17 protein-coding genes are annotated in these 22923 nt (G+C 39.1%); 9 read left to right on the forward strand and 8 right to left on the reverse strand.

Translation table 11 applies throughout. The features are described 5' to 3' along the window. Nucleotides 1-417 precede the first annotated feature (417 nt). The 3 genes from BST97_RS11075 to rnr are packed head-to-tail and all read right to left on the reverse strand — an operon-like array spanning nt 418 to nt 3610. On the reverse strand, nt 418-807 hold the full coding sequence (locus tag BST97_RS11075) for a hypothetical protein (protein WP_157111632.1): 390 nt from the start codon (nt 805-807) through the stop codon (nt 418-420). 7 nt (nt 808-814) lie between these two features. Beyond that, nucleotides 815-1378, reverse strand: coding sequence for a Panacea domain-containing protein (locus BST97_RS11080; protein ID WP_085767296.1), 564 nt, complete (start codon nt 1376-1378; stop codon nt 815-817). Between the two features lie 45 nt (nt 1379-1423). After that, complete coding sequence (gene rnr / locus BST97_RS11085; RefSeq protein ID WP_085767297.1) at nt 1424-3610, reverse strand: ribonuclease R; 2187 nt, start codon at nt 3608-3610, stop codon at nt 1424-1426. Nucleotides 3611-3793: 183 nt separating this feature from the next. On the opposite strand from rnr, the gene BST97_RS15845 reads away from it, so the two are divergent. From BST97_RS15845 to BST97_RS11095, 3 genes are all read left to right on the forward strand, one after another. Further along, nucleotides 3794-3949: a hypothetical protein gene (locus BST97_RS15845; protein WP_157111634.1), complete on the forward strand. Its 156-nt coding sequence runs from the start codon at nt 3794-3796 to the stop codon at nt 3947-3949. 575 nt (nt 3950-4524) lie between these two features. Further along, on the forward strand, nt 4525-4953 hold the full coding sequence (gene rpiB / locus BST97_RS11090; RefSeq protein ID WP_085767298.1) for a ribose 5-phosphate isomerase B: 429 nt from the start codon (nt 4525-4527) through the stop codon (nt 4951-4953). 47 nt (nt 4954-5000) lie between these two features. Next, a complete protein-coding gene (locus tag BST97_RS11095) occupies nt 5001-5288 on the forward strand; it encodes an acetyltransferase (RefSeq protein ID WP_085767299.1) in 288 nt (95 codons plus the stop codon). Here BST97_RS11095 and trhO read toward each other — a convergent pair. Further along, entirely contained in the window at nt 5275-6309 is a 1035-nt protein-coding gene (gene trhO, locus BST97_RS11100; protein ID WP_085767300.1) for an oxygen-dependent tRNA uridine(34) hydroxylase TrhO, read from the reverse strand. The genes BST97_RS11095 and trhO overlap by 14 nt on opposite strands. 190 nt (nt 6310-6499) lie before the next feature. On the opposite strand from trhO, the gene BST97_RS11105 reads away from it, so the two are divergent. The 6 genes from BST97_RS11105 (at nt 6500) to BST97_RS11130 (ending at nt 18002) form a co-directional block, all read left to right on the forward strand. Beyond that, the gene (locus BST97_RS11105) at nt 6500-12283 is read left to right on the forward strand and encodes a fibronectin type III domain-containing protein (RefSeq protein WP_085767301.1); all 5784 of its coding nucleotides are present in this window, start codon (nt 6500-6502) and stop codon (nt 12281-12283) included. Between the two features lie 175 nt (nt 12284-12458). Beyond that, nucleotides 12459-14225, forward strand: coding sequence for a T9SS type A sorting domain-containing protein (locus BST97_RS11110; protein WP_085767302.1), 1767 nt, complete (start codon nt 12459-12461; stop codon nt 14223-14225). Between the two features lie 148 nt (nt 14226-14373). Then, nucleotides 14374-15387, forward strand: coding sequence for a recombinase RecA (gene recA / locus BST97_RS11115; RefSeq protein WP_085767303.1), 1014 nt, complete (start codon nt 14374-14376; stop codon nt 15385-15387). A gap of 93 nt (nt 15388-15480) precedes the next feature. Continuing rightward, the gene (locus tag BST97_RS11120) at nt 15481-15900 is read left to right on the forward strand and encodes a hypothetical protein (RefSeq protein ID WP_085767304.1); all 420 of its coding nucleotides are present in this window, start codon (nt 15481-15483) and stop codon (nt 15898-15900) included. 9 nt (nt 15901-15909) lie between these two features. Beyond that, nucleotides 15910-16458, forward strand: a complete 549-nt coding sequence (locus BST97_RS11125) for an RNA polymerase sigma factor (RefSeq protein ID WP_085767305.1) — start codon at nt 15910-15912, stop codon at nt 16456-16458. A 2-nt stretch (nt 16459-16460) separates the two neighbouring features. After that, complete coding sequence (locus BST97_RS11130) at nt 16461-18002, forward strand: outer membrane beta-barrel protein (RefSeq protein WP_085767306.1); 1542 nt, start codon at nt 16461-16463, stop codon at nt 18000-18002. A 140-nt stretch (nt 18003-18142) separates the two neighbouring features. Here the strand turns inward: BST97_RS11130 and BST97_RS11135 are convergent, their stop codons facing one another. The 4 genes from BST97_RS11135 to BST97_RS11150 form a co-directional block, all read right to left on the reverse strand. After that, the gene (locus tag BST97_RS11135; protein ID WP_245833554.1) at nt 18143-18859 is read right to left on the reverse strand and encodes a lysophospholipid acyltransferase family protein; all 717 of its coding nucleotides are present in this window, start codon (nt 18857-18859) and stop codon (nt 18143-18145) included. Between the two features lie 53 nt (nt 18860-18912). Beyond that, nucleotides 18913-19359, reverse strand: a complete 447-nt coding sequence (locus BST97_RS11140) for a GNAT family N-acetyltransferase (protein WP_085768234.1) — start codon at nt 19357-19359, stop codon at nt 18913-18915. A 1-nt stretch (nt 19360) separates the two neighbouring features. Then, nucleotides 19361-19621: a hypothetical protein gene (locus tag BST97_RS11145; protein ID WP_085767308.1), complete on the reverse strand. Its 261-nt coding sequence runs from the start codon at nt 19619-19621 to the stop codon at nt 19361-19363. A 148-nt stretch (nt 19622-19769) separates the two neighbouring features. Then, nucleotides 19770-22742, reverse strand: a complete 2973-nt coding sequence (locus BST97_RS11150; protein WP_085767309.1) for a M16 family metallopeptidase — start codon at nt 22740-22742, stop codon at nt 19770-19772. Nucleotides 22743-22923 lie beyond the last annotated feature (181 nt).

Consider the following 22923-nt stretch of genomic DNA (forward strand, 5'->3'; position numbering starts at 1 on the left):
GTAAGTTTGGCTTAAAGATGCTGAAAACTTGGGATTGTTACAAAAAGAAAGCGATGACTATTTCTAATCACCGCTTTCCCACTAACCAACCAAAAAACTTTATGAAAATTACTCTTAATCTTCGTTATTATACATTTCAAATCCCGTGCCAAAAACTATGCATGCATAGTTAATTTTAAGATTCTGAATCGACTGGGAGTAATTCTAAAGAATAGATACAGTAACATTAAAATGGTTGCGTCAGGAATTGAATTTAATGACGATATCCTTTCCAAGTACCGCCATATCTATATTCTGGAAGATTCATGAATTTCTCCGTGCAAGTTTTACAGCAAAAAATCCACTCCTTCCCTACTCGTATCTGAATGCGATAAAGTGTGGTATGTTCTTCTTTGCAATTATGACAGGTTTTTGTTTTCATGAATCATAGAAACCAAACTTCTTCTTCAATTTACCTTTTATCGTATTGGAATGCTTTATTGCATTTCTCAGAGTTTCTAAAAATGTCTGAGTTACATCTCCAACGTACGCATCTAAATTTGAATTTAGTTCTAACTCAAGGTCATAAATTTGTTCTTGCCTTAAATTAGAACAGTCTACAAACGAATCATAGTTTAAAAAGTCATGATCAGAAGCTGAAATTGGAACTTGTAAAGCCATTAGATCTACATGCCAATGGATTTTTCTATTCGGTTTTGAATTGATTAGAACAGATACACAAGATATCGATGATCTATCAACGCCTACGATAATAAGATACTTCAATTTTGGTGGATTTGTATCCACTAAAAAAAGCTTAAGAACCATGCCTATTTTAAGATGCACGAGTAATCAGACTGCTTTTTTGTAATTCTAAAAATTCTAATAAATACGAGATAGTATCATCGGTTGCACCCGCTGCCTTTGCTATTTCATAAGTACTCATGTTAGTATTTTTGTCAGCAGAATTCCAAGCTAAATCATGAGATTTTTCTGTAAGTTCAGTAAAGCTAAGGTGATAATTTTCATCAAAACTCTCTTCTAGGAACTGAATATCAGATTGTGATAATTCATCAGGATCATAATGAGACTTTGCCGATACCTTATGGTCATTCATTAACTCTAAATGAGAAGAAAGAAAAGGTATATAATCTGACATATAATTGTCGTTTCCTTCTAAGGTTTGGATAAAGCGATAAGCTATTGAGGGAACAGGACCATACTTCATAGCTACATACCGATCTGTAGTCAATGGTCTACCATACGTGGCTAAACTTTTCTTCTCAGCAAAGTACATCATCTTAAAAAGTTTGTGTCTGCCAATAGGTTTTTCAGCCCTGTTCAATAGAAATAAAAGTGAATGAAGAATTACTAAATGTTCTTCGATGATTGACTTCATAAGTGCAAAAGTAAATGTATTTCTTTCAATAACAATAATCTAGCACTAGTCTGGTTTCCCCACCATCCAGAAATCAAGATGTTTCTTTACTAAATCTGCATTTTTGACGCGTACATAGACCTCATCTCCTAGAGTGTAGGTATTTTTTGTACGACGGCCTACTACGGCAAAGTCCTCTTCTACGTACTCATAGCTATCATCATCCAGATCACCCAGTCGTACCATTCCCTCACATTTGTTAGAAATGATCTCCACGTAAATTCCCCAATCTGTCACACCAGAAATTACACCTAGGAAATCCTCGTCGGCGTGGTCTTTCATGAACTTGATCTGCATGTACTTGATCGAGTCACGCTCAGCCTTAGTAGCAAGGATTTCCATGTTTGTGGAATGATGGCATTTCTCTTCATATTCCTCTTCACTGCGGCTTTTACCACCGTCCAAATAATGTTGCAGTAGTCTATGCACCATAACGTCTGGATAACGTCTAATGGGACTGGTGAAATGAGAATAGTAATCAAACGCCAGCCCGTAATGTCCAATGTTTTGAGTAGAATACTCAGCTTTAGACATGGTTCTGATCGCAAGCGTGTCCACCATGTTTTGCTCTTTATTCCCTTGAACGTCTTTCAATAACTTATTTAAGGACTTCGTAACCGTTTTGCGATCTCGTAAGTCAAGTCTGTGACCAAATTTTGTTACCACCTTGGCCAGTGCACTCAATTTCTCGTCATTTGGCTCGTCGTGGATACGATAGACAAAAGTTTTCTTTGGCGACTGTTTTCCGATAAAAGCAGCCACTTTACGATTTGCCAATAACATGAATTCTTCAATCAACTTATTGGCGTCCTTGCTGGTCTTAAAGTAGACTCCGGTAGGTTCTGCATTTTCATTGAGTGTGAATTTAACCTCAGTTTTATCGAAACTCAAGGCTCCGTCACGCATGCGTTGCGAGCGCATTTTTTTGGCCAGCTCGTCTAGTTTTAAAGTAGCTTCTACGATCTCGGGTTTTATGGTGGTACGCTTTCGCGAAAGCGAGATCTCTTCAGGAATAATTCCCTCTTGAGTTTCTATGATATGTTGCGCTTCTTCATAGGCAAACCGCTGGTCTGAATGGATCACCGTGCGGCCGAACCATTCTTTATGAACCTTACATTTTTCATCCATTTCAAAAACCGCAGAAAAACACAACTTATCCTCATGCGGATTCAAACTACAAACGCCATTTGATAGTACCTCAGGCAGCATGGGAACCACACGATCTACCAGATAAACGGAAGTAGCTCGCTCATAAGCTTCCTCATCCAGAGGTGTGTCAGGCTGAACATAATGAGAAACATCAGCAATGTGAATCCCAATTTCGTAACGACCATTTTCCAACTTTTTGAAAGAAAGTGCGTCGTCAAAATCTTTTGCATCAGCCGGATCTATGGTATAAGTGAGTGTATCACGCATGTCACGACGCTTGCTGATCTCTTTTTCTGAAATAGTCTTGTCCAGTTTCTGGGTAAACTCCTCCACCCGCTCTGGAAATTCATAAGGTAGACCGTACTGAGCTAAAATTGCATGAATCTCTGTGTCATGTTCACCCGGATCACCCAGTATCTCTTTAACGCGACCATTAGGCGAGTCTTGTTTGTCATTCCATTCCACAAATTCTACAAGTACCACTTGACCATCTTTGGCACCATTGATCTGACGACCGGGAATAAAGAAATCTGTAGTGATTTTAGGGTCGGTTACTTTAACAAATGCAAATTTTTCAAGCACCTCGATCTCACCAACAAATTCTGTCTTGTTGCGCTTAATTACCTTAGTGATCTCTCCCTCTGGTTGCTGTCCCCTGCGGCGGTGGTACACATATACTTCTACTTCATCGCCATGCAATGCCTGGCCTACACTACGTTTAGGGACCATGATATCTTCCTGGAGCTCGTTTGTGATGACGTAACCAGTACCACGAGAACTTATATCTATAGTACCGGTGTAATAATCGATGGCTTTAATGATCTTGAACTTACCTCGATCAACTTCTTCAATTTTGCCTTTCGCTTTGAGCTGGTGTAACTTTTTTATTACTTGGTTCCGGCCACTGGAATCTGTGATCGATAGCTTGCCACAGACCTGTTTATAGTTGAAATTCTTATTTGGATCTTGTTTTAAAACGTTAAGTACACTCTGGGAGAGGTTCTTGAACTTAGTCTTAGACTTTCTATTTTTCTTTTTTTTCATATGAATCAAAGTTACAGGAAAGAAACCTGATAAAACACCTTAATAGGAAAGCTTAAGAATTTCAATTAGATTTACTTATGACCATATCAAAATTCAATAACGCAAAGAAAACATCTCGTTAACACAGTATTAAGAAAATAGTATAACTTTGTAGCCGTTATCTCGTCCTTTAGATAGATTGCTATGAAGGTTAAAAATTCCTACTACACGACACTTTTGTTCATGGTCATTTTTGCCGTGGGCATTCTGGTTTTGTATATTCTTACCCGAGATATTCTCAGCAATTCAAGTGCAGCTCTCGATGAGCTACCTTCCAGCGCTATAACTGCGATGGCTTAAGTTTTACTCCCTATTCAATTTTAAATAGCCTTACAAAATTTGAAAGCATAATTGCTTTTGATTACTTGCTAGGTGTTATCGTTATCAACACTTATAAACACATAATTTCTTTTCTTCTTTTTTAAAAAAAATAAAATGATGATTATGATATGCTGTGAATTGCGGTAAAAAATCTCGGTGAAAAATTTGGATTTCTTTAAGAATTGAAGTTATCCAATTTTATTGACATGTTATCTCAATGTTATATCACTGTAAAGTAGATTATTATCATTTTTACCTTGAGTTTCTCAACAGTTATTCAATTCTTCTATTCACAGTAGATTGTTCAGAAGCATCATGATCTGGTCATGTTAATTACAGTGTGAAACTACCTCATAACTTTTTTTCAAATAAGTGAGTTATTTTTTGGTGATCTTAAAGATTTGATCAATGGTAAAAAGCTTTCAATATTCAAAATCTTTTTTATGATCACTTATTCACACCTTATCGGCTACTCATAAAATGTAAAAAGTATGAGTTGTTAATAACCTAGTTTTACCGTTCAAACCCATTACTTTTGTGAAAAAGCAAAACTTATGAAGATAAGTCTAGGTAATGATCACGCCGGTCCAGATTACAAAAAAGCTATTGTAGAGACGTTAGAAAAAAGAGGCTATCAAGTAAACAATCATGGTACTGATTCTTCTGAAAGTGTAGATTATCCAGATTTTGCTCATCTTGTGGCTCAAGATGTAGAAAATGGAGTTGCTGATCTAGGCGTAGTTATATGTGGTAGCGCTCAAGGAGTTTCCATGACAGTAAATAAGTACTCTGAAGTACGTGGAGCTGTATGCTGGAACAAGGAGATTGCAGAACTTTCTAGAGAACACAATAATGCCAATGTTATTTGCATACCTGCACGATTTACATCAATTCCACAGGCTGTTAGTATGGTGGAAACTTTTTTAGATACTGATTTTGCAGGTGGTAGGCATGAACGCAGGGTAGGAAAAATTTCTCGTTAGTAAGTTGTATTTGTTCTCGCTTTCGCGAAAGCGGAATTATCAAATTCATGAACAGAAAGGAACTTGAACAGGAATATATAAATCTAGGGAACGTGTTGTCGACGTATTATCCCAATAAAAGTTTCCAAAACCACTGTTACTGGCGCATAGCACTAGATAATACTCTACATGAGCAATGGAATAAACAAATAAGCTCGCCAGCTTATAAGAATTTGACCGACGAGCAACTTGTAAATACTATAGATTTATTAAGACTATATATTAAGGACGAGGAATTACTTGAAAAACACAATCGACTGTCCTTGATATATAGAGGGAAAATTAGTGTTTCTTAAATTTAAGTTTTTCAGATCTTCCCTTTTTAAATATGTTATTGCTGTTATAATACCCGGCGCGCAATCTCTTTTGTTCTTCAGCGGGTAGTTTTATGATATCCTGACACTCGTTGCTGCAACAACTATCATATTGTTTTTTACATTCCTCACACTGTATGAAAAGTAAATGGCAAGCATCGTTCTCACAGTTTGTATGAGTATCGCATGGAGCGCCACACTGGTGACAGTTTGCTATAACCTCATCCCCTATGCGTTCTGAAAGACGGTGATCAAAGACGAAGTTTTTACCTCTGAATTTATTTTCAAGACCCTTTTCAGTCACCTGTCTGTGGTATTCAATAATTCCCCCTTCAAGCTGATATACATTTTCAAAACCGCGGTGCTTGTAGTAAGCACTAGCTTTCTCACATCGTATACCACCGGTACAGTACATAACCAGTTTTTTCCTAGATTTATGTTCTTCAATTTCCTTTTCAATGATAGGTAAGCTTTCGCGAAAGGTGTCTACATCAGGCGTCCAGGCATTTTTAAAATGACCGATTTCAGTTTCGTAGTGGTTGCGCATATCTACCAGTATGGTATCTGGATCGTCGATAAGATTATTGAACTCCATCGCATCTACGTGTTTACCTTTATTGGTCACATCAAAGGTGGAATCGTCAAGACCATCAGCGACAATTTTAGGTCTTACTTTGACTTTAAGTTTTAGGAAACTCTCATCATCTTGTTCTCGTGCTATGTTGAGACGAACATTTTTAAGGAAATGTATTCCGTCTAAAAATTCTTTGAATTCTTCAAAGCGATCAGCTGGTATGGAAAGCTGGGCATTGATACCTTCATGAGCGACATAAATACGGCCTAAAACTTCTAATTGATCAAAAGCAATAAAAAGATGGTTTCTAAAAAGTTCTGGATTACCTAAGTGCGTATACTGATAGAAGGAAATAGTAAGGCGCTCCTTACCTGATTCCCTTATTAATTCTCTACGTTCTTCAGCACTTAATTTATTATACAGTTGCATGCTATATGTAATTAAGATTTGAGGCGACAAAGATAGTTTGTTCTCATAAGTAACCAAAAGTGGTAATAGAAACACTTTAACGATGGAATATGTATTTTATCTAATAGTTAATAGCTAGTTAATAAAAGTTTAATGAAATACTTACATTCAGCATCTTAAAATCCTAACGTTAAACTTAAATCTCTCTTATATGAAAATTAGATTACTCTATTGTATGATGATTTGCACCGCCTATCTGGCAACAGGGCAAATCATAAATGAAGACTTCAATGGAAGCGCAATTCCCGCGGGATGGACTACCCAGCAAGTAGCTGGTACTGCAAACTGGGAATTTGGTTCGGGTGATATGCCTACCGGAGCAGACTTTGCGACAAATGCTGCGATAATCAATCCTGATGCAAATGGTGCAGCTGGACTAGATGAAGCATTTCTTTTAAGTCCGATTGTAGACACTACACCATTAGTAAATGGTATAGAAATCAACTTTGATTATGCCTTACAAGATTTTGCTGGTGATGGAGATCTCGATGCTGATGTATTTGACGGTACAGCTTGGGTAAATATTTTCACCACAACCGTTGATGAAGTTGGATCTTTAGGATTTACTGACATTACTCAATACTCCAACGCAAATTTTCAAGTTCGTTTTAGATATGATGATGATGCAGCAGGAACTTCAATTTGGGGAGCTGGTATTGACAATGTTGTCGTACGTGAGCTTCCTACATGTGTAAGTCCTTCTGCTGTTACAGCAGACAATGTTACTGGTACTTCGGTAGACTTAAGCTGGACTTCTAGTGAAACGGAGTGGGAGGTAGAGATTGTTGAACAAGGCACATCGCCTAATGGTACAGTTACTGTAGGTAATTTAACGACTACTTCTACAACAATAAATAGTGGTTTAGTTCCGGGAACAATTTATGAGGCTTACGTACGTGCCGTTTGTAGTGCTACAGACATAAGCTTCAATAGTCAACCAGCGACTTTTAGAGTGCCAGGACCTGGTGATGCATGTGCAGAACCTATTGCCTTAACGGTTAATGCTTTTGGAGATTGTAGTACTGTCTATAATCTAGATTTTGCTAATTCCGTGGATCTGGGAACATCTTCTGCGACTTGTGATGCTGTCGGAACAAACACAGGAAAATGGTTTGATTTTACCGCACCAGCATCTGCTTCAATCGTTATGACATCAACAGGTACTACTGTAGAATTCGCATTATTTGATGGTTGTGGAGGTACGCAATTAGAGTGTGTAAGTTCAGCAACAACTGACTCTGGGATTATAACTGGATTAACGCCTGGTAATAATTACAAATTAATGGTATGGAAAGATGGTACTCCTACAGTCACTACAGACATATGCCTTCAAGCAGGTCCCACTTGTCTAGAACCTACTGCTCTTGACGCTGCAAACGTTACGGATACTACAGCAGATTTAAGCTGGACTTCTGGTGGAAGTGGAGAAACTGCGTGGGATATTGAGGTAGTAAATATTACAGCTGGTCAAACAGTTACTGGAACTCCACAGTTCAATGGTGTTAACAACCCTTATCCTTTAACTGGATTAACACCAGCAACAGTTTATGAATATTATGTGAGAGCTAATTGTGGTGGTGGTGATACCAGTACTTTTGGTGGGCCTTTCCAGTTTAGAACGGATGGTCCGTTAGACAACTGTGCTACAGCTCAAACCTTAACAGTAGAAGCAGATTGCGCAACAGCAACGCCTTATTCACTTGATCTGGCAGCTGCAGGTGATCTTGGTCCAATTAGTGGATGTGATACCGCAGGTGTAAATACTGGTGGCTGGTTTGAATTTACTACAGGTACCGTAACTACCATTACTATCAATACTTCGGTGGCAATGGAAATCCAGATATTGGATGCTTGTGGAGGAACTGAAGTAGCTTGTGAATCTTCATCTTCTAGTCATATTATCTCTGGCTTAATGGCCAACACAAACTACAAAATGGCGATGTGGGTTGATGGTACAAATAGTAGTACCACTGATATTTGTATTGAAGAAGGTCCTACCTGTTTTGTACCTACAGATCTTGATGTTGCAAATGTTACACAAACAACGGCTGACCTTTCTTGGACTGCGCCTACACAAGGTACTACACCTGTAGGATATAATGTTGAAGTAGTAACTGCAGGAACTCCTCCTACAGGAACTCCTACAGATATTAATGTTGTTTCTGGATTTACAAAATCAGGATTGTCTTCAAATACGCAATACGATATTTACGTTTATGCTGATTGTGGCAATAATGACATAAGTGATGCTGCAGGGCCAGAGTCTTTTACAACTTCTGCCAGCTGTGGTGATACAGTTTATGATTCTGGAGGACCAAGTGGAGATTATTCAATTACGTCAGTAGAAACATATGTTTTCATACCAAATTCTGTAAATGACTTAGCTCAGCTTGAATTTCAGCTAGTTGACTTGGAGACATGCTGTGATGAAATATTAATCTATGATGGTTTGGATACTAATGCACCGCTAATTGATGGTGACGTACCTAATGTAGATGTATCTGCTGGGGATTCTCCGATCATTTATACGGCTACTAATGCCGATGGTGCTTTAACTCTAGTATTAGACTCTGACATCTCCATAGTAGGTGCTGGTTTTGAAGTTTTATTCAATTGTGTAGCTCGTCCTGCTTGTGAAAATCCATCAGATTTAGCTGTGACTGTTATTGATGGCACTTCAGCAGAATTTTCTTGGACAGCAGGATTAAGCGGTGAGACACAATGGGATCTTGCCATCGTACCAGAAGGTGCAACTGCCCCTACAAGTCCTACAATTAATGATGTAACGACAAATCCTTATACAGATAGCACACTTACACCTGGAACTCGTTATGATGTTTACTTGAGAGCTGATTGTGGGTCTTCTAACAGTGCATTTGTGGGACCAGTAAGCTTCAGAACTCCAGGTCCAGGTGATACAGCTGACACTTCCATAGGTCTGACAGTAGAAACTACTTGTGATGCTACTACTCAAACAGTACTTGATTTTACTAATGCTATTGATTTAGGAGATGTTGCATCTTGTGCATCGGCATTTGCTGAAAATAGAGGCGCTTGGTATCAATTCAGACCTAATAGAAATACTTCGGCAGTTTATTTAAACTCTTCAGAAGATGTTCAATATGCATTATTTACAGTGGACGGCTCTGGAAATGCAAATGTTGAATTTGCATGTGGAACTTTAACAGGGGGAACGCAATTAGAAGTTGGTCAGCTAAACTTTAGAGATGATTATAAGTTGGTGGTTTGGGATGACTCTGGAGCTCTAACCAGTACTAATATCTGTATTGAAGATGGACCTTCTTGTCCTACTCCGATTGACTTAGGAATAACTAACGTAACTCCTACAACGGCAGATTTTATATGGACTCCAGGTTCTTCAAATCAAACTTCGTTTGATGTTGTGGTTACAGTACCAGGTGGGGATCCAAGCGTTCCAGCTGACGTACTTCAATCAGGAACGGTTACGACAAACAGTTTTATGGCTACTGGTTTAGTAGTAGGTGATAGCTATGATTTCTATGTTACTGGAGATTGTGATCCAGCCAATGCTGGAACTGACGTAAGCATGATGGCAGGGCCATTGCAATATACTCAAGTAGGTCCAGGTGAATCTTGCGCAGCTGCAATTAGAATGACAGTAGAACCTGACTGCGCAACCGCAACTCCTTATACGGTTGATTTCTCAACTGCTGTAGATATAGGGACTAATGTAGCTGGCTGTGATACGGTAGGTGTTAATACAGGTGTATTTATAGATTTTGTGGTACCGGCTAATGGTGGAGTCATTGTAAATATGACAGGAGCCACTATGGAGTATGCGCTATTTGAAAGTTGTGGAGGAACAGAAGTTCTCTGTTCAGCAACTGCGAGAAATACTACTGGAATCATCTCAGGATTAATTCCTGGTGCAGTGTATAAAATGGCACTTTGGAAAGACGGAGCCACTTCAGGCACTTCCGACATTTGTGTTCAAGAAGCTCCCTCATGTCTACCAGTAACTGATCTTGATGTAACTAATATCACTTCAAGTGGTGGAGATGTAGAATGGAATTTAGGGGATTCTTCTCAAAATCTCTTTGAGATTGAGATCGTTGATGCTGGGCAGCCTCAAACAGGTGCCAACATCATTACTGGTGTGACTTCAAGCCCTTTCACGGTTAATACATTAATGCCATCTAGTTCATATGATGTCTATGTAAGAGCTGACTGTGGTGGTGGTGATTTCAGTGACTGGACAGGTCCTGTTAACTTCGACACAGCATGTGTGGCCATAACTCCAGATTACGCAGAGAATTTTGACAACTATGTTCCTCTTTGTTGGTCAGAGGCTGGTGATGGTGATCTTGCTAATGGACCAGATCCTAGTACTTCAACCTCTAACTGGATTGCAGATGGATTTGCAAATAATGGAACCTCAGGATCTGCTCGTATTGAAATTTGGTTAACAAATGATGTGGAGTGGTTAATCACTCCAGAATTTGATTTATCAGCTGGAGGATATGAGGTCAACTTTGATGTTGCATTAACACCGTGGTCTGGAACCGGTCCTGATGTTATTAATCCAGATGATCAAGTTCAATTTCTCATGAGTGAAAATGGTGGTCCTTGGACTGAACTGATAGTATGGGATGAAAACAATGTGCCTAGCAATACAGGTGATGTAGTTAACCTTCCAATTACTTCTACAAGCTCAAGTGTGAAGTTTGCATTCTTAGCTACTGAGGGTCCAACCTCTGGTGGAGATGTGAACTTTTATGTAGACAACTTCCAAGTTAGAACTCCACCGAGTTGTTTTGAGATTTCAAATCTAGTGGTATCAGGAACGACCACGACTACTGCTGATATCTCATTTGATTCTGGGAATATGAACTCATCAGGTAATTTTGAATATCAAGTTGTGCCTGCTGGTGATCCAGCGCCTACTGGTTCCGGTATCGCTATTTCAGATCCTGCTGTAACAAATGGAAGTTATTCATTCACTATAGGTGATGGTGTTACCACTGGACCGGCGTTAAACTCCTCAACTGCCTATGACCTATATGTTAGAGAAATATGTGGAGCTGGTGATGCAAGTATTTATAATTTTACAGCTGTAAGTTTTAATACAGAATGTGCTGCTATTCCTGCTCCTTATTTTACTGATTTTGAAAACTTTGCTGCTGATACAGAATTTACTGAACAAAATTGTTGGTCACAAAACTTACCTAATGATTTTGAATGGCAAATAGATACTAATGGAGGTACAACTTCTGGAAGTACTGGTCCATCTGGAGCATTTAGCGGTTCTGCATTCATGTATTCTGAGGCCTCTCTCCCTGCTGGAGATGGTGACATAGCAATAGTTAATAGCCCCTTGATAGATCTTGGTGCACTTTCAAATCCAGAGCTATCATTCCAATATCACATGTACGGAGAAACCATAGTCTCTTTAACTACTGAAGTGTCGACAGATGGCGGTTCCACATTTACTCAAGTGGATCAGTTAGTTGGAGAACAGCAAACCTCTAGTGCAGACCCATGGCAACTTAGGAGTATTGATTTATCTGGATTTTCAGGTCAGCAAATAATTGTTAGATTCTTAAGTGAAATTACAGTTAATGCTGCTGGAGATGCCTTCTATGGAGATGTTGCTATCGACGATTTCAGAATTGATACAACTGCTAGCACTCCTGGTCTTGACCAAGCTTCTAAAATCAGTTTGTATCCTAACCCGGTGTCAGGAGATATCTTGAACCTTGATATGGGAACTAATGTAACAGGAGACGTGAATATTATGATTCACAATGCACTTGGTCAAATGGTTCGCAGAGAGAACATGAGATCTTCATCTACTATTGAATTAGATGGAATGAGTACTTTAAGTGATGGAATGTACTTTATCACGGTTGATGCCGGTGGTAAGCAACAAACCATTAAATTCTTAAAAGAGTAATTCTAACTATTAATAACAGAAAGGGGATGATGAAAATCATCCCCTTTTTTATTGGCATTAATTATCATTTGAAGGTATTTACTGATAAACTTTTGTTAGTAAATGTCATTTTGGTATTTACCTAACATTTTTGACATTGATATGTGGGTAATTTTGAGTACTAAAATTCCGATAAATGGCTACAAAAATACTTACCTATATTCTGATTATTAGTACCTTAAGTGTATATGCTCAGAACTGCAACAATCCTATCGTACCGGATTATTTTGAAACTTTTGATAACTATTTACCTAATTGCTGGGAAGAAGCAGACGAAGGTAGTCTTACCAATGGGCCCATGTTTTTAGGACTGTCAGACTGGACTCAAGAAGAGTTTGCTCATGAACTTGACGCGGGATTAGGTGCTGTTAATATTAATATTAGAGATCTTGGCGTGAGTGACTGGTTATTGACTCCTACATTTGACCTCTCTGCTGGTGGTTATGAACTTCTAGTTGATGTTGCCTTAACTAATTTTGACACTACATCTGCAGATCAGATGGATTCTGATGATGAGGTCATTCTAGCCTATTCTTTAGATGGTACAACTTGGAATGCTTTAAAGACATGGAACAATACTAATCAGCCAGATGAGTTAGGAGAAATTTACTTTAATGAGCTTGTTAACCTTAATGGCCAGTCTCAGGTTAGATTTGCATTTTACGCATCCAGTGGGAGTATTGATGAAGGGCAGGATTACGACTTTCATATCGATAACTTTTCTGTAGCTCTTCCACCTACTTGTTTTGATATATCAAATTTGGTGGTTACAGATGTAACCAGTACCTCAGCAACTATAAATTTTGATAGTGGGAACGAATTCTCAAATGGTGACTTTCAATATGCAGTGACTCCTCGACTGCAAGGATTCCCATCAGCACCCACAGCAGATTTGACCGACCCATCGCTACCTCAAAATTTCCCAAATGCTACCTTTACCATAGGTAATGGATCTACTACGGGACCCGCTCTTGACCCGCATACAACTTATGATCTTTATGTCAGAGAGCAGTGTTCTACTGGTGATTTTGGTGATTGGTCTTTTCCCGTAGTTTTTACTACTAGATGTAATGATATCGCATCTTCTTATCCCGTAAACATAGATTTTGCTAATCATATTCCAAATGATTGCTGGTCAGAATCGCCCTCGGGTGATTTATCTACAGGTCCGGTAAACACAGGGAACTCAGACTGGAGAGGAGGAAGATCTTATACTGATATTTCAGGTACAGTTATTCCTAGTAACGCTATTAGACTATATCAATCTGATGATAATGAATGGCTCATGTCAGAGATTTATGATTTATCAGGTTCAGATAATGATTTTCTTACCGTAGATGTAGCTGTGACGAGTTATCAAATCAATGGTACTTCTTTTGAGTCCAATACTAGTAATATGGGGAGTGATGACCAGATTTATTTGTTGGTAACAGAAGATGGTGGTAACTCCTGGACCGTTTTAGATCTTTGGGATGTAAATAACAGACCACTTTCAACGGGATCTCGTAGCAGCTATAATATTTCTGCTTATAACGGTTTGACACAATTTGCGTTTTACGCTACTGATGGTGATGTAGATGACATAGGAATTGATTTGGATTTTCACATAGGTCAATTTATAATTGATGCAACAGCTAGTGTAGAGGCAGCCTCATTGGAAAATTCAATATCAATTTACCCTAATCCAGCTGAAACAGGCAGCATCTATATGGACATCAGTAATTTGAATAATCAAATTGACGCACAAATTTTTGATAATATGGGCAAATTAATTTCTGCGAACAGTTTTGAATCTGGATCAAGATTAGAGCTAATTAATGTTGACAACTTAGCTCAGGGAATGTACTTTGTGAAAGTAAGTAGTGGAGAGGAATCCCATACATTGAAATTTATTAAGGGCTAATCTTTGGATTTGACTCTCAAAAATTAGGGTTACTATCAGGGTAGCCCTTTTTTGTTACGCTTTCGCGAAAGCGGAATTGTTAGTACTTTATCGTACAACTAGAAGATATAAAAGCTAGGGATTATTATTTTTACGTAAAATTTAAAAGATGGCAGACGATAAGGAAAAAGCAGCAAAACAAAAGGCTCTTAAACTCACATTAGATAAGCTTGATAAGGCCTACGGTAAAGGAACCGTAATGAAGATGGGGGATCGTCAAGTTGTTGATGTAGATTCCATTTCTACTGGGTCCTTAGCTCTTGATGCAGCTTTGGGCGTAGGGGGTTACCCTAGAGGTAGAGTTGTAGAGATTTATGGTCCAGAATCGTCTGGTAAAACCACACTCACACTTCACGCGATCGCAGAATGCCAAAAGGAAGGAGGTATTGCTGCATTTATCGATGCAGAGCACGCTTTTGATCGTTTCTACGCAGAGAAATTAGGTATCGATCTTGATAATCTCATCATTTCACAGCCTGACAATGGTGAACAAGCGCTCGAGATTGCTGAAAACCTTATTAGATCGGGCGCTATAGATATTATAGTAATCGACTCTGTTGCAGCCCTGACTCCTAAGAGTGAGATAGAAGGGGAGATGGGAGACAGTAAAATGGGGCTCCATGCGAGGTTGATGTCTCAGGCTTTACGTAAAATGACTGCTACTATTTCAAAGACAAACTGTACGGTGATATTCATCAACCAGTTACGTGAAAAGATAGGAGTAATGTTTGGAAATCCAGAAACTACTACAGGTGGTAACGCACTGAAGTTTTATGCATCCGTAAGATTGGACATAAGAAGATCAACCCAGATCAAGGACAGCTCTGGAAATGTTTTAGGTAACAAAACACGGGTTAAGATTGTCAAAAACAAGGTGGCACCGCCATTCCGCACGGCAGAGTTTGATATCATGTACGGTGAAGGAGTCTCAAAACTAGGTGAGATCATCGACTTAGGTGTAAATTATGAGATCATCAACAAAGCAGGATCTTGGTTCTCTTATGAGGATACTAAGCTGGGTCAGGGACGTGATGCGGTGAAAGCTATTTTAAAAGACAATCCAGATCTAATGGATGAACTGGACAAGAAAATAGCAGAAGCTATGAAAGCTGTTGAATCTTAGTAGTTTAAGGGATTTAAAATGCTTAAAACACTCTTTTGGAGTGTTTTTTTGTTTCCAAACGCAACCATTTGCATGATCTAGCATCTTGGTAATATGAGTAGAAAAGTATTTTTGATTTTATTGATGGTCGTAGGGCTCGCAGGATGCAGTCTGGACGACGATAATCGTCCCAATGTAGTTTATGGCTATGTTGGGGTTGATGCGGTCGATGTACCTGATTCATTTGAACTGGGCGAGACCTACGAGATTGAGGTAGACCTTACCTTATCAAATCCCTGTCTTGATTTTGCCGGTTTTGACATGATCAGAGCTGAAGAAAACACTAGAATTGTAAGAACCGTGGTCGCTCAGTATGAAGGAACAGACTGTGATCAGGAGGAAGCTAGACAAATTACAGAGATATTTGAATTCCAAGTAATTTTTACTGAAGATTACACATTTAAATTTCTGAATGGTGTTGATGAAAATGGAGAAGAAACATTTTTGGAATTTGTAGTACCAGTTAATTCCTAATTTCCATGCGTGGCGCTTAAGCAGCTTATAGAAAATTGCAAGAAAAACGATAGAAAATCCCAGAAGGAAATTTATGAGCTGTACGCAGCTAGACTTTATGGGAGCTGCTTGAAGTATGCCGCAACTGAAGAGGATGCTCAAGACGTTTTGCAAGATTCTTTTATCACGATATTTAAAAAGATCGATCAGTATAAAGATAAAGGGTCATTTGAGGGTTGGTGCAGGAGGATCGTGATCAATAAGGCTCTAGGAAAGTATCGCAAGAATAAACTGCATACGGTAGGTGAGGAGCGTTTGATCAACATAGAGGCAGAGGTTGAGGTTAAGGAAGTAGATGATCTAGCTTTGGACGATCTCTTAAAATTTGTTAGGGATTTACCAGAGCGATACAGATTGGTTTTTTCGCTTTATGTTTTGGATGGCTATTCACATAAGGAAATAGCACAAATGATGGAAATAAGTGAGGGAACATCTAAGTCTAATTTGAGTAGGGCTCGAGGCCTGCTTCAGGATAAAATTATAGAGTGGCGAGATAGCAATCGCAGCAGCGCCATTTAGTTATGAGTGATAAAAAGAACATAGACCGTCTTTACCAAGAGAGGTTTAAGGAATTTGAACCTACTCCACCTGCTGACATGTGGAGTAAAATCGAGAAAGAACTTCCCAAGGAGAAAAAGCGCAGAATCACACCATTCTGGTATTATGGTGGTATCGCTGCCGGCTTAGCTCTTTTATTAAGTCTTTTTCTTTTTCAACAGGATAATGATCCTAATATTACAAAGGATCAATTTGTCAAAACTTCAAGTGCTACCGAAGAGCAATCTCAAGATAATTCCCAAACTGAGGCAGTTGCCTCTGAAGAAGATGTACCCTCTAATTCCAGCACGCCTTCACCACAGAACCTACGAGATGTGTCTCAGTCAGATGCCGGTGTAACGAATGCGAGTGTTGCGAGCCAAGAAAACAATCGCTCACAGAATTCAAATAATGTGGTTGGAACCGCTCAGGTCAACAAAAAACCTGCTCCTACCGGAAATCGATCAAATCCATCAACTAAAACAAACAAATCATCAACCATTAATTCAAGTACAGATTACGCGGCTTTTAACCTGCCTAAAACCAGCCGTGATAATCATAGGGAAACTAAAAATGAAATTGTAGAGACTCCCGTTGATGAGAGAACCAGTATATCGGCTACAACAAAGAATGAGCAGTTCAAAAAGTCAGATGTCGTTGGGAATAAAACTAAGATAGAGAAGGAAAATCAGGATGCATTAACGGTGTTTAATGAAAAGGAACAAGATTCATTGGCTAATGAATTGGTCAAGAACGCTGTTGCTTCAGAAGAAAGCAAGTCAGATTCTCTCGATGTTCAGCAAACCAACTCCAGAAAATTCACAGGAAGTACGCTCATTGCTCCAGTGTATTCAAATTCATTGTCTGGTAGCTCGATCAATACCGCCGTTGCAGATAATGCCACCCAAGCCGGTTATAACCTGAGCTACGGTGTTTCCTTAGCTTATGATCTTAATGACAGGTGGAGTTTGAGAACCGGAATTCATAAAACTGATGTATCCTATAATACCGGTGATGTGCGTTATGCGAGCAGTGACCCTACTATTGATGGACCGTTTGCAACAGCTTTTGACGCCTCAGCAGTTATGGATCAGGGTTCACTCCCTACGGTTACCAGCTCGATGCCTTTTGCTCCAGATCTTGTTTCAAATGCATTTTTGGGTCTTGATGGAGAGCTGTCACAGCAGCTGGGATATATAGAAGTACCACTTGAAATGCGCTACAAACTCATTAATTCTAGATTAAACCTAAGTGTTGCCGGTGGTTTTAGCGCTTTGTTCTTACAACAGAACCAAGTTCAGATTATAGGAGACAATCGTAGATTGGATCTGGGTAGCGATAATAACTTCAGAGACTTTAATCAGAGTGCAAACTTTGGTTTGGGATTGGATTATGGACTTACAGATCGATTGGGGATCATGCTGGAACCTATGTTCAAATACCAATTTAACGCGCTCTCAAACGATCCTACAGGCTTTAGGCCCTACACAATTGCTGTGTACAGTGGTCTGACCTATAAATTTTAACGGTGGCTGTCCAGCATTGCGGGCAGTAACTGTTCTTATGAAAAAGAAAGCATTGGGTTTACAAACTCGATATTGCAATGATGACGAAAAGCCGCTCCTGTGCCATGGGGCGGTTTTTTAATTCTAGCAACTTTGGTTTATTAAGTAGCGTTTTTCAGATCGTGAAGTATGATGTTTCTTACGCTTTCGCGAAAGCGTACTTTATCTTCTTGTAGATTCATACCTTTAGTGGGAACGCTCTTATGGACAATCGCTCGCATCCTACCCATGCTACCCTTAAAGAACGTGAACGGAAAACGCTTTTTATTATCCAGCAATGTGACCGGCAACACTGGTATCTGATGCTCAATCGCCAGTCTAAAAGCACCGTCCTTAAAAGTGTCGAGTAGAATATCTTCATCATCAGGTACACCGCCCTCGGGAAAAATGCAGATTCCTACACCATCGTGTAAGCGCTGTCGTGCACGATCAAATACAGCCTTCCTACTTCTCGCATTGTTGCGATCCACGAGTATGCAGGTACGTTTATAGAAAAAGCCAAAAATGGGAATCTTAGCCAGTTCAGCTTTGCCTACAAAAACGAATGGATTACGCGAAATCAGCAACATCATCATGATATCAGTCATGCTGGTATGGTTTGCCACGAGCATATAGCTCTGTTTAGGATCCATTTTCCCTAATCTTTTCACTTGAGGATAGAATCCCATCCCGTAGATAATGATTGCCGCCCAGAATCTAGCAATTGCAAAAAAGATATGATAGGTTTTCTCAGAAATGGTAAAAACAACAAGTATGGGAAATAAAACAATAATGGGAACGCCCATAAGCACATAAAACCACACACGGTATAAGGGCATCAAAATATATCGCAGCCAGCTCATAGGGCTTAAAAATAGGTTTTATAGGTGGGTTAATGGTTCAATTCAAGGGTCATTTCCTGATGCGGGATACCGTCCTCAAGATATTTTTTTCCTGTTTGTACAAAACCTAGGTCCTTATAAAATTGATCTAAATAACATTGAGCTGAAATATTTATAAGTTTATGACCTCTAGATTTCAAAACCTCGATGCTTTTTTGCATGATTTCAACACCTAGGCTTTGTTTTCTGAAATCTGGATGAACAACTACCCTACCTATACTAGCCTGTTCAGTATAAGTTTTTGGATCAAATACTCGTGTGTAGGCCACCAGTAGATTGTCCTTGAATCCTAGAATATGTAAAGCTTGTTGATCGTAATTATCTATATCTTGATACACACAATCTTGTTCCACAACAAAAACCTGTGAGCGCAATCTTAAACTCTGATATAATTGATTCAATGATAGCGCTTCAAATTCTAGAACTTTGATCTCCATACTAGAATTGTTTGGGAACATTCTTGAATTTAGGTGGCTCAACACCTATGCGTATGTCTGTGATTATTTTCTCTAACATCTCACCAAAATCCTCCTCACCCTTAGCCATACATTCTTGACGGTAGTCATCTAGATCGTTGAGAGTCTCATCTTTATCTTTCTGGTCATACTCATTGATTTCCCTCCATATTTCCATCAATTGCTTTTTGGGATCTATGGCAGTTTTGAGTTTATGAATGATGATGGAAGCTTCTTTTTTCATGCTAATTTGATTAGTTCGCTTTCGCGAAAGCGTAACAATATTACAAACTCATACTGATCACGAGCTTAAAATAAAAACAAATATCTACTGAAAAGAAATGCCCAGATGGAATATCTAGGCACTTTCTCATGTTTGATCAGTGAGCGATTTACATTCTCACATCTTCTGTCTCATAGTTGAAAAGGTAGTCCACATCAAGCTCTTGAACTTTCCCTAACATGCTCAAAGCCTTCATGTCTACATCTTCCTTATTACCTATAACCATTACGTTATAATCCTCACCGCTGATGTTTTTCTGAAAATATTCTCTCAGGTCAGCTAAGGTCATGTCCTTAATGGCATCGTACATTTTTTGACGATTGTCCTCAGAAATTCCTCTTTTCTTCAAGCCTTCATAAGTCCAGAAAATATTTGATTTAGTCACTCGATCTGCAGCAATTTGCTTTAGAGTACTTTCTTTTGCCTGATCAAATTGTTCTTGAGCTTCTGGCATCTCTGTCATGATTTCCATCATCGCATCAATGGCTTGGGGCATTTTGTTAGCCTGAGTTCCTATGTAGGCCATAACGTAATCGCTTTTCCCTTTTTCTGAAGCCTGTTGATAAGAAGAGTAAGCAGAGTAGGCAAGTGATTTAGACTCCCTGATCTCTTGAAATACGATGGATGAAAGTCCACTACCGAAGTAGGTATTGAACAATCTAGTTGCAGCCATTTGCTCAGCATCAAACTCTTCTCCTTTGGCAAGCAATACCATCTCGCTCTGAACCATGTCGTAGTCTACAAAGTATACGTTGCCACCTGTTTCTTGTTCTTGATATTCACGCTTTTCAGGATACGATTTGAGATCAGTAGGTATCTTATGATGGGTGTCTACAGCAGCTATGGCGCTTTCTTTATCTTTTCCATAATAGAAGATGCGGTGTTCATAATTTCTCAGATCTTTCACTTTTTGGACAAGATCAGCAGGATCCATGGCGCGCAGCTCAGCTTCGGTATATATGTTTCTCAATCTGGAATCTTCGCCATATTTTCCATAGTTCATCAAACCGTTAAAAAGAATGTTTCCTTTTTGAGTTTTACCATCCAATCGATTCTTCATGATTTGATCAACGTATTTATCGTAAGATTCTTGATTAGGAACAGCATTATCCCATAAGTGCTCTACTAATTCAAGACCTGGCTCAAGATTTTCCTTTAAACCTGACATACCGATCACGGTGCGGTCTGGACCTGCATTCACGTAAGAATTGATACCTAATTTGTAAAATTCCTGCTTTAGTTCTTCTGGAGAATACTTTTCAGTTCCCAAGAAATCCATGTAACCAGCAGCGAGGCTCATTTGCTTATCGTGGTCACTTCCCATATCTAAGATCATATATAAATTGAATAAGTCATTAGATGGATTCTCGATGTGGGCAAATTCAAGACCCGACTCTGTCTCAGTAGTCTTGATCTCTTTTTTATAATCTACAAATTGTGGTTTGAGAGATGGCGTTTCCATCGTGTTGAAGTTCTTCAACCACGCAGACTCTTTACCACGATTCAGCTCGATAGGTGTGATGCCAGGATTCTCGACTTTTGCGATATCAGGATCTGTTCCCTGAACTTTGTGAACTTCTACATAATTGTTTTTGTACGTTTCATTCGCAAATGCTACCACGTCTTCTTTAGTGATTTCCTTCATTTTGTCCAGCATTTCCAGACGGCTGGGCCAGTCTTGAAAACCTATAAATGCATCTAGATAAGCATAAGCCGTAGCTGATCCATTTTCATATTGCTGGATTTGTGACTTTCTGAGATCATTTACTACAGCCTCAATCAGCCAATCCTCAAACTCACCCTTTTTGATCTTTTCTATTTGCGCAAGTAATAAATCCCTAACCTCGTCGAGACTTTGATCTTTTTTAGGGTAGCCGTAAAGCAAGTGAAATCCATAATCGTTATCAAAGTTTGTAAATGATGATGCTTGCTGCACCATTTGCTTCTGGTTAAGATTCAAATCGATTAGTCCAGCTTGAGAGTTGGCAAGCATATAATCAATCAGGGTTACCATCACCTCGTCATCTGAACCTTTTCCTTCAGTTCTGAAGGCTACATAGATGTTTTCTGCTGTTGGCCCCTTTACTACCGTTTTAACTGGTGCAGTCAGCTCAGGTTGATCCTCAAAAGTAGGATGTGTTACTTCTTGATTTTCATAGTGACCGAAGGCCTCATCTACTTTCTTAATAGTTTGATCAAAATCGATATCTCCTACGAGTATTACAGCCATATTATTGGGTACATAATACTTATCAAAATAAGCGTTGATCGCTTCCATCGACGGATTCTTGAGATGCTCCGCAACGCCTATTGTGGATTGTGTTCCATATGGATGACTAGGGAATAAACCAGCTAGGACAGCTTCATATTGTTTGCGACCATCACTGTCTTGGCTTCGGTTGAATTCTTCAAAAACAGCTTCCAGTTCTGTGTGAAACAAACGCAACACCACTTGACTAAAACGCTCACTTTCAATAGACAACCACTTGTCCAACTCGTTACTAGGAATTTTGTTGACATAAACGGTTTGCTCGTTTGAGGTGAAGGCATTAGTACCCTCAGCACCTAAGGAACTAACCATTTTGTCATACTCATTGGCAATGGAGATTTTTGAGGCCTCGTAAGAAACACTGTCGATCTTGCGGTAAATTTTTTTCTTTGCTTCAGGATCTTGTGTCGCCTTGTGCTCCTCATAGAGATCAGAAATTTCCTGAATCAATACTTTTTCTTTCTCATAATCCGTCGTGCCTATTTCATCAGTTCCTTTAAAGACCATGTGCTCTAGGTAGTGCGCTAGTCCTGTATTATCTGCAGGGTCGTAAGTAGAGCCTGCGCGTACGGCGATAAGGGTCTGAATTTTAGGTTCTTCTTCGTTTTTACCCATGTAGACTTTCAAACCATTGTCCAGTGTGTAAAGTCTCAGACCAGTAGGATCGTCTCTGAAAGTCTCGTAGGAATAACCGTTAGAGTCCTCTTGAGTAGAAGCGGCATAAGCCATTTCTGGTTCAGCGGGCATTTCATCTTTACAGCCGGTCAGTACCGCAGCTGATAGAAAAAAAGCCGATAAGTGTCTTAGTTTCATTGATTTGGTTTTATCGTTTAAATCGCAACGTAAAGTACGTCACCATATTGTTAAATAAGAGTAGGTTTATTCCTCTTTGTTACATCGTATAGCAATAAATTCCAGAATGATTTCCTTTCTACCAAGGTGAACATAACAGTAGAATCAGGGTAGCTACATTGATAGCTAAACCAACATAGTT

The organism is Nonlabens spongiae (assembly GCF_002117125.1).
Lineage (GTDB): Bacteria > Bacteroidota > Bacteroidia > Flavobacteriales > Flavobacteriaceae > Nonlabens > Nonlabens spongiae.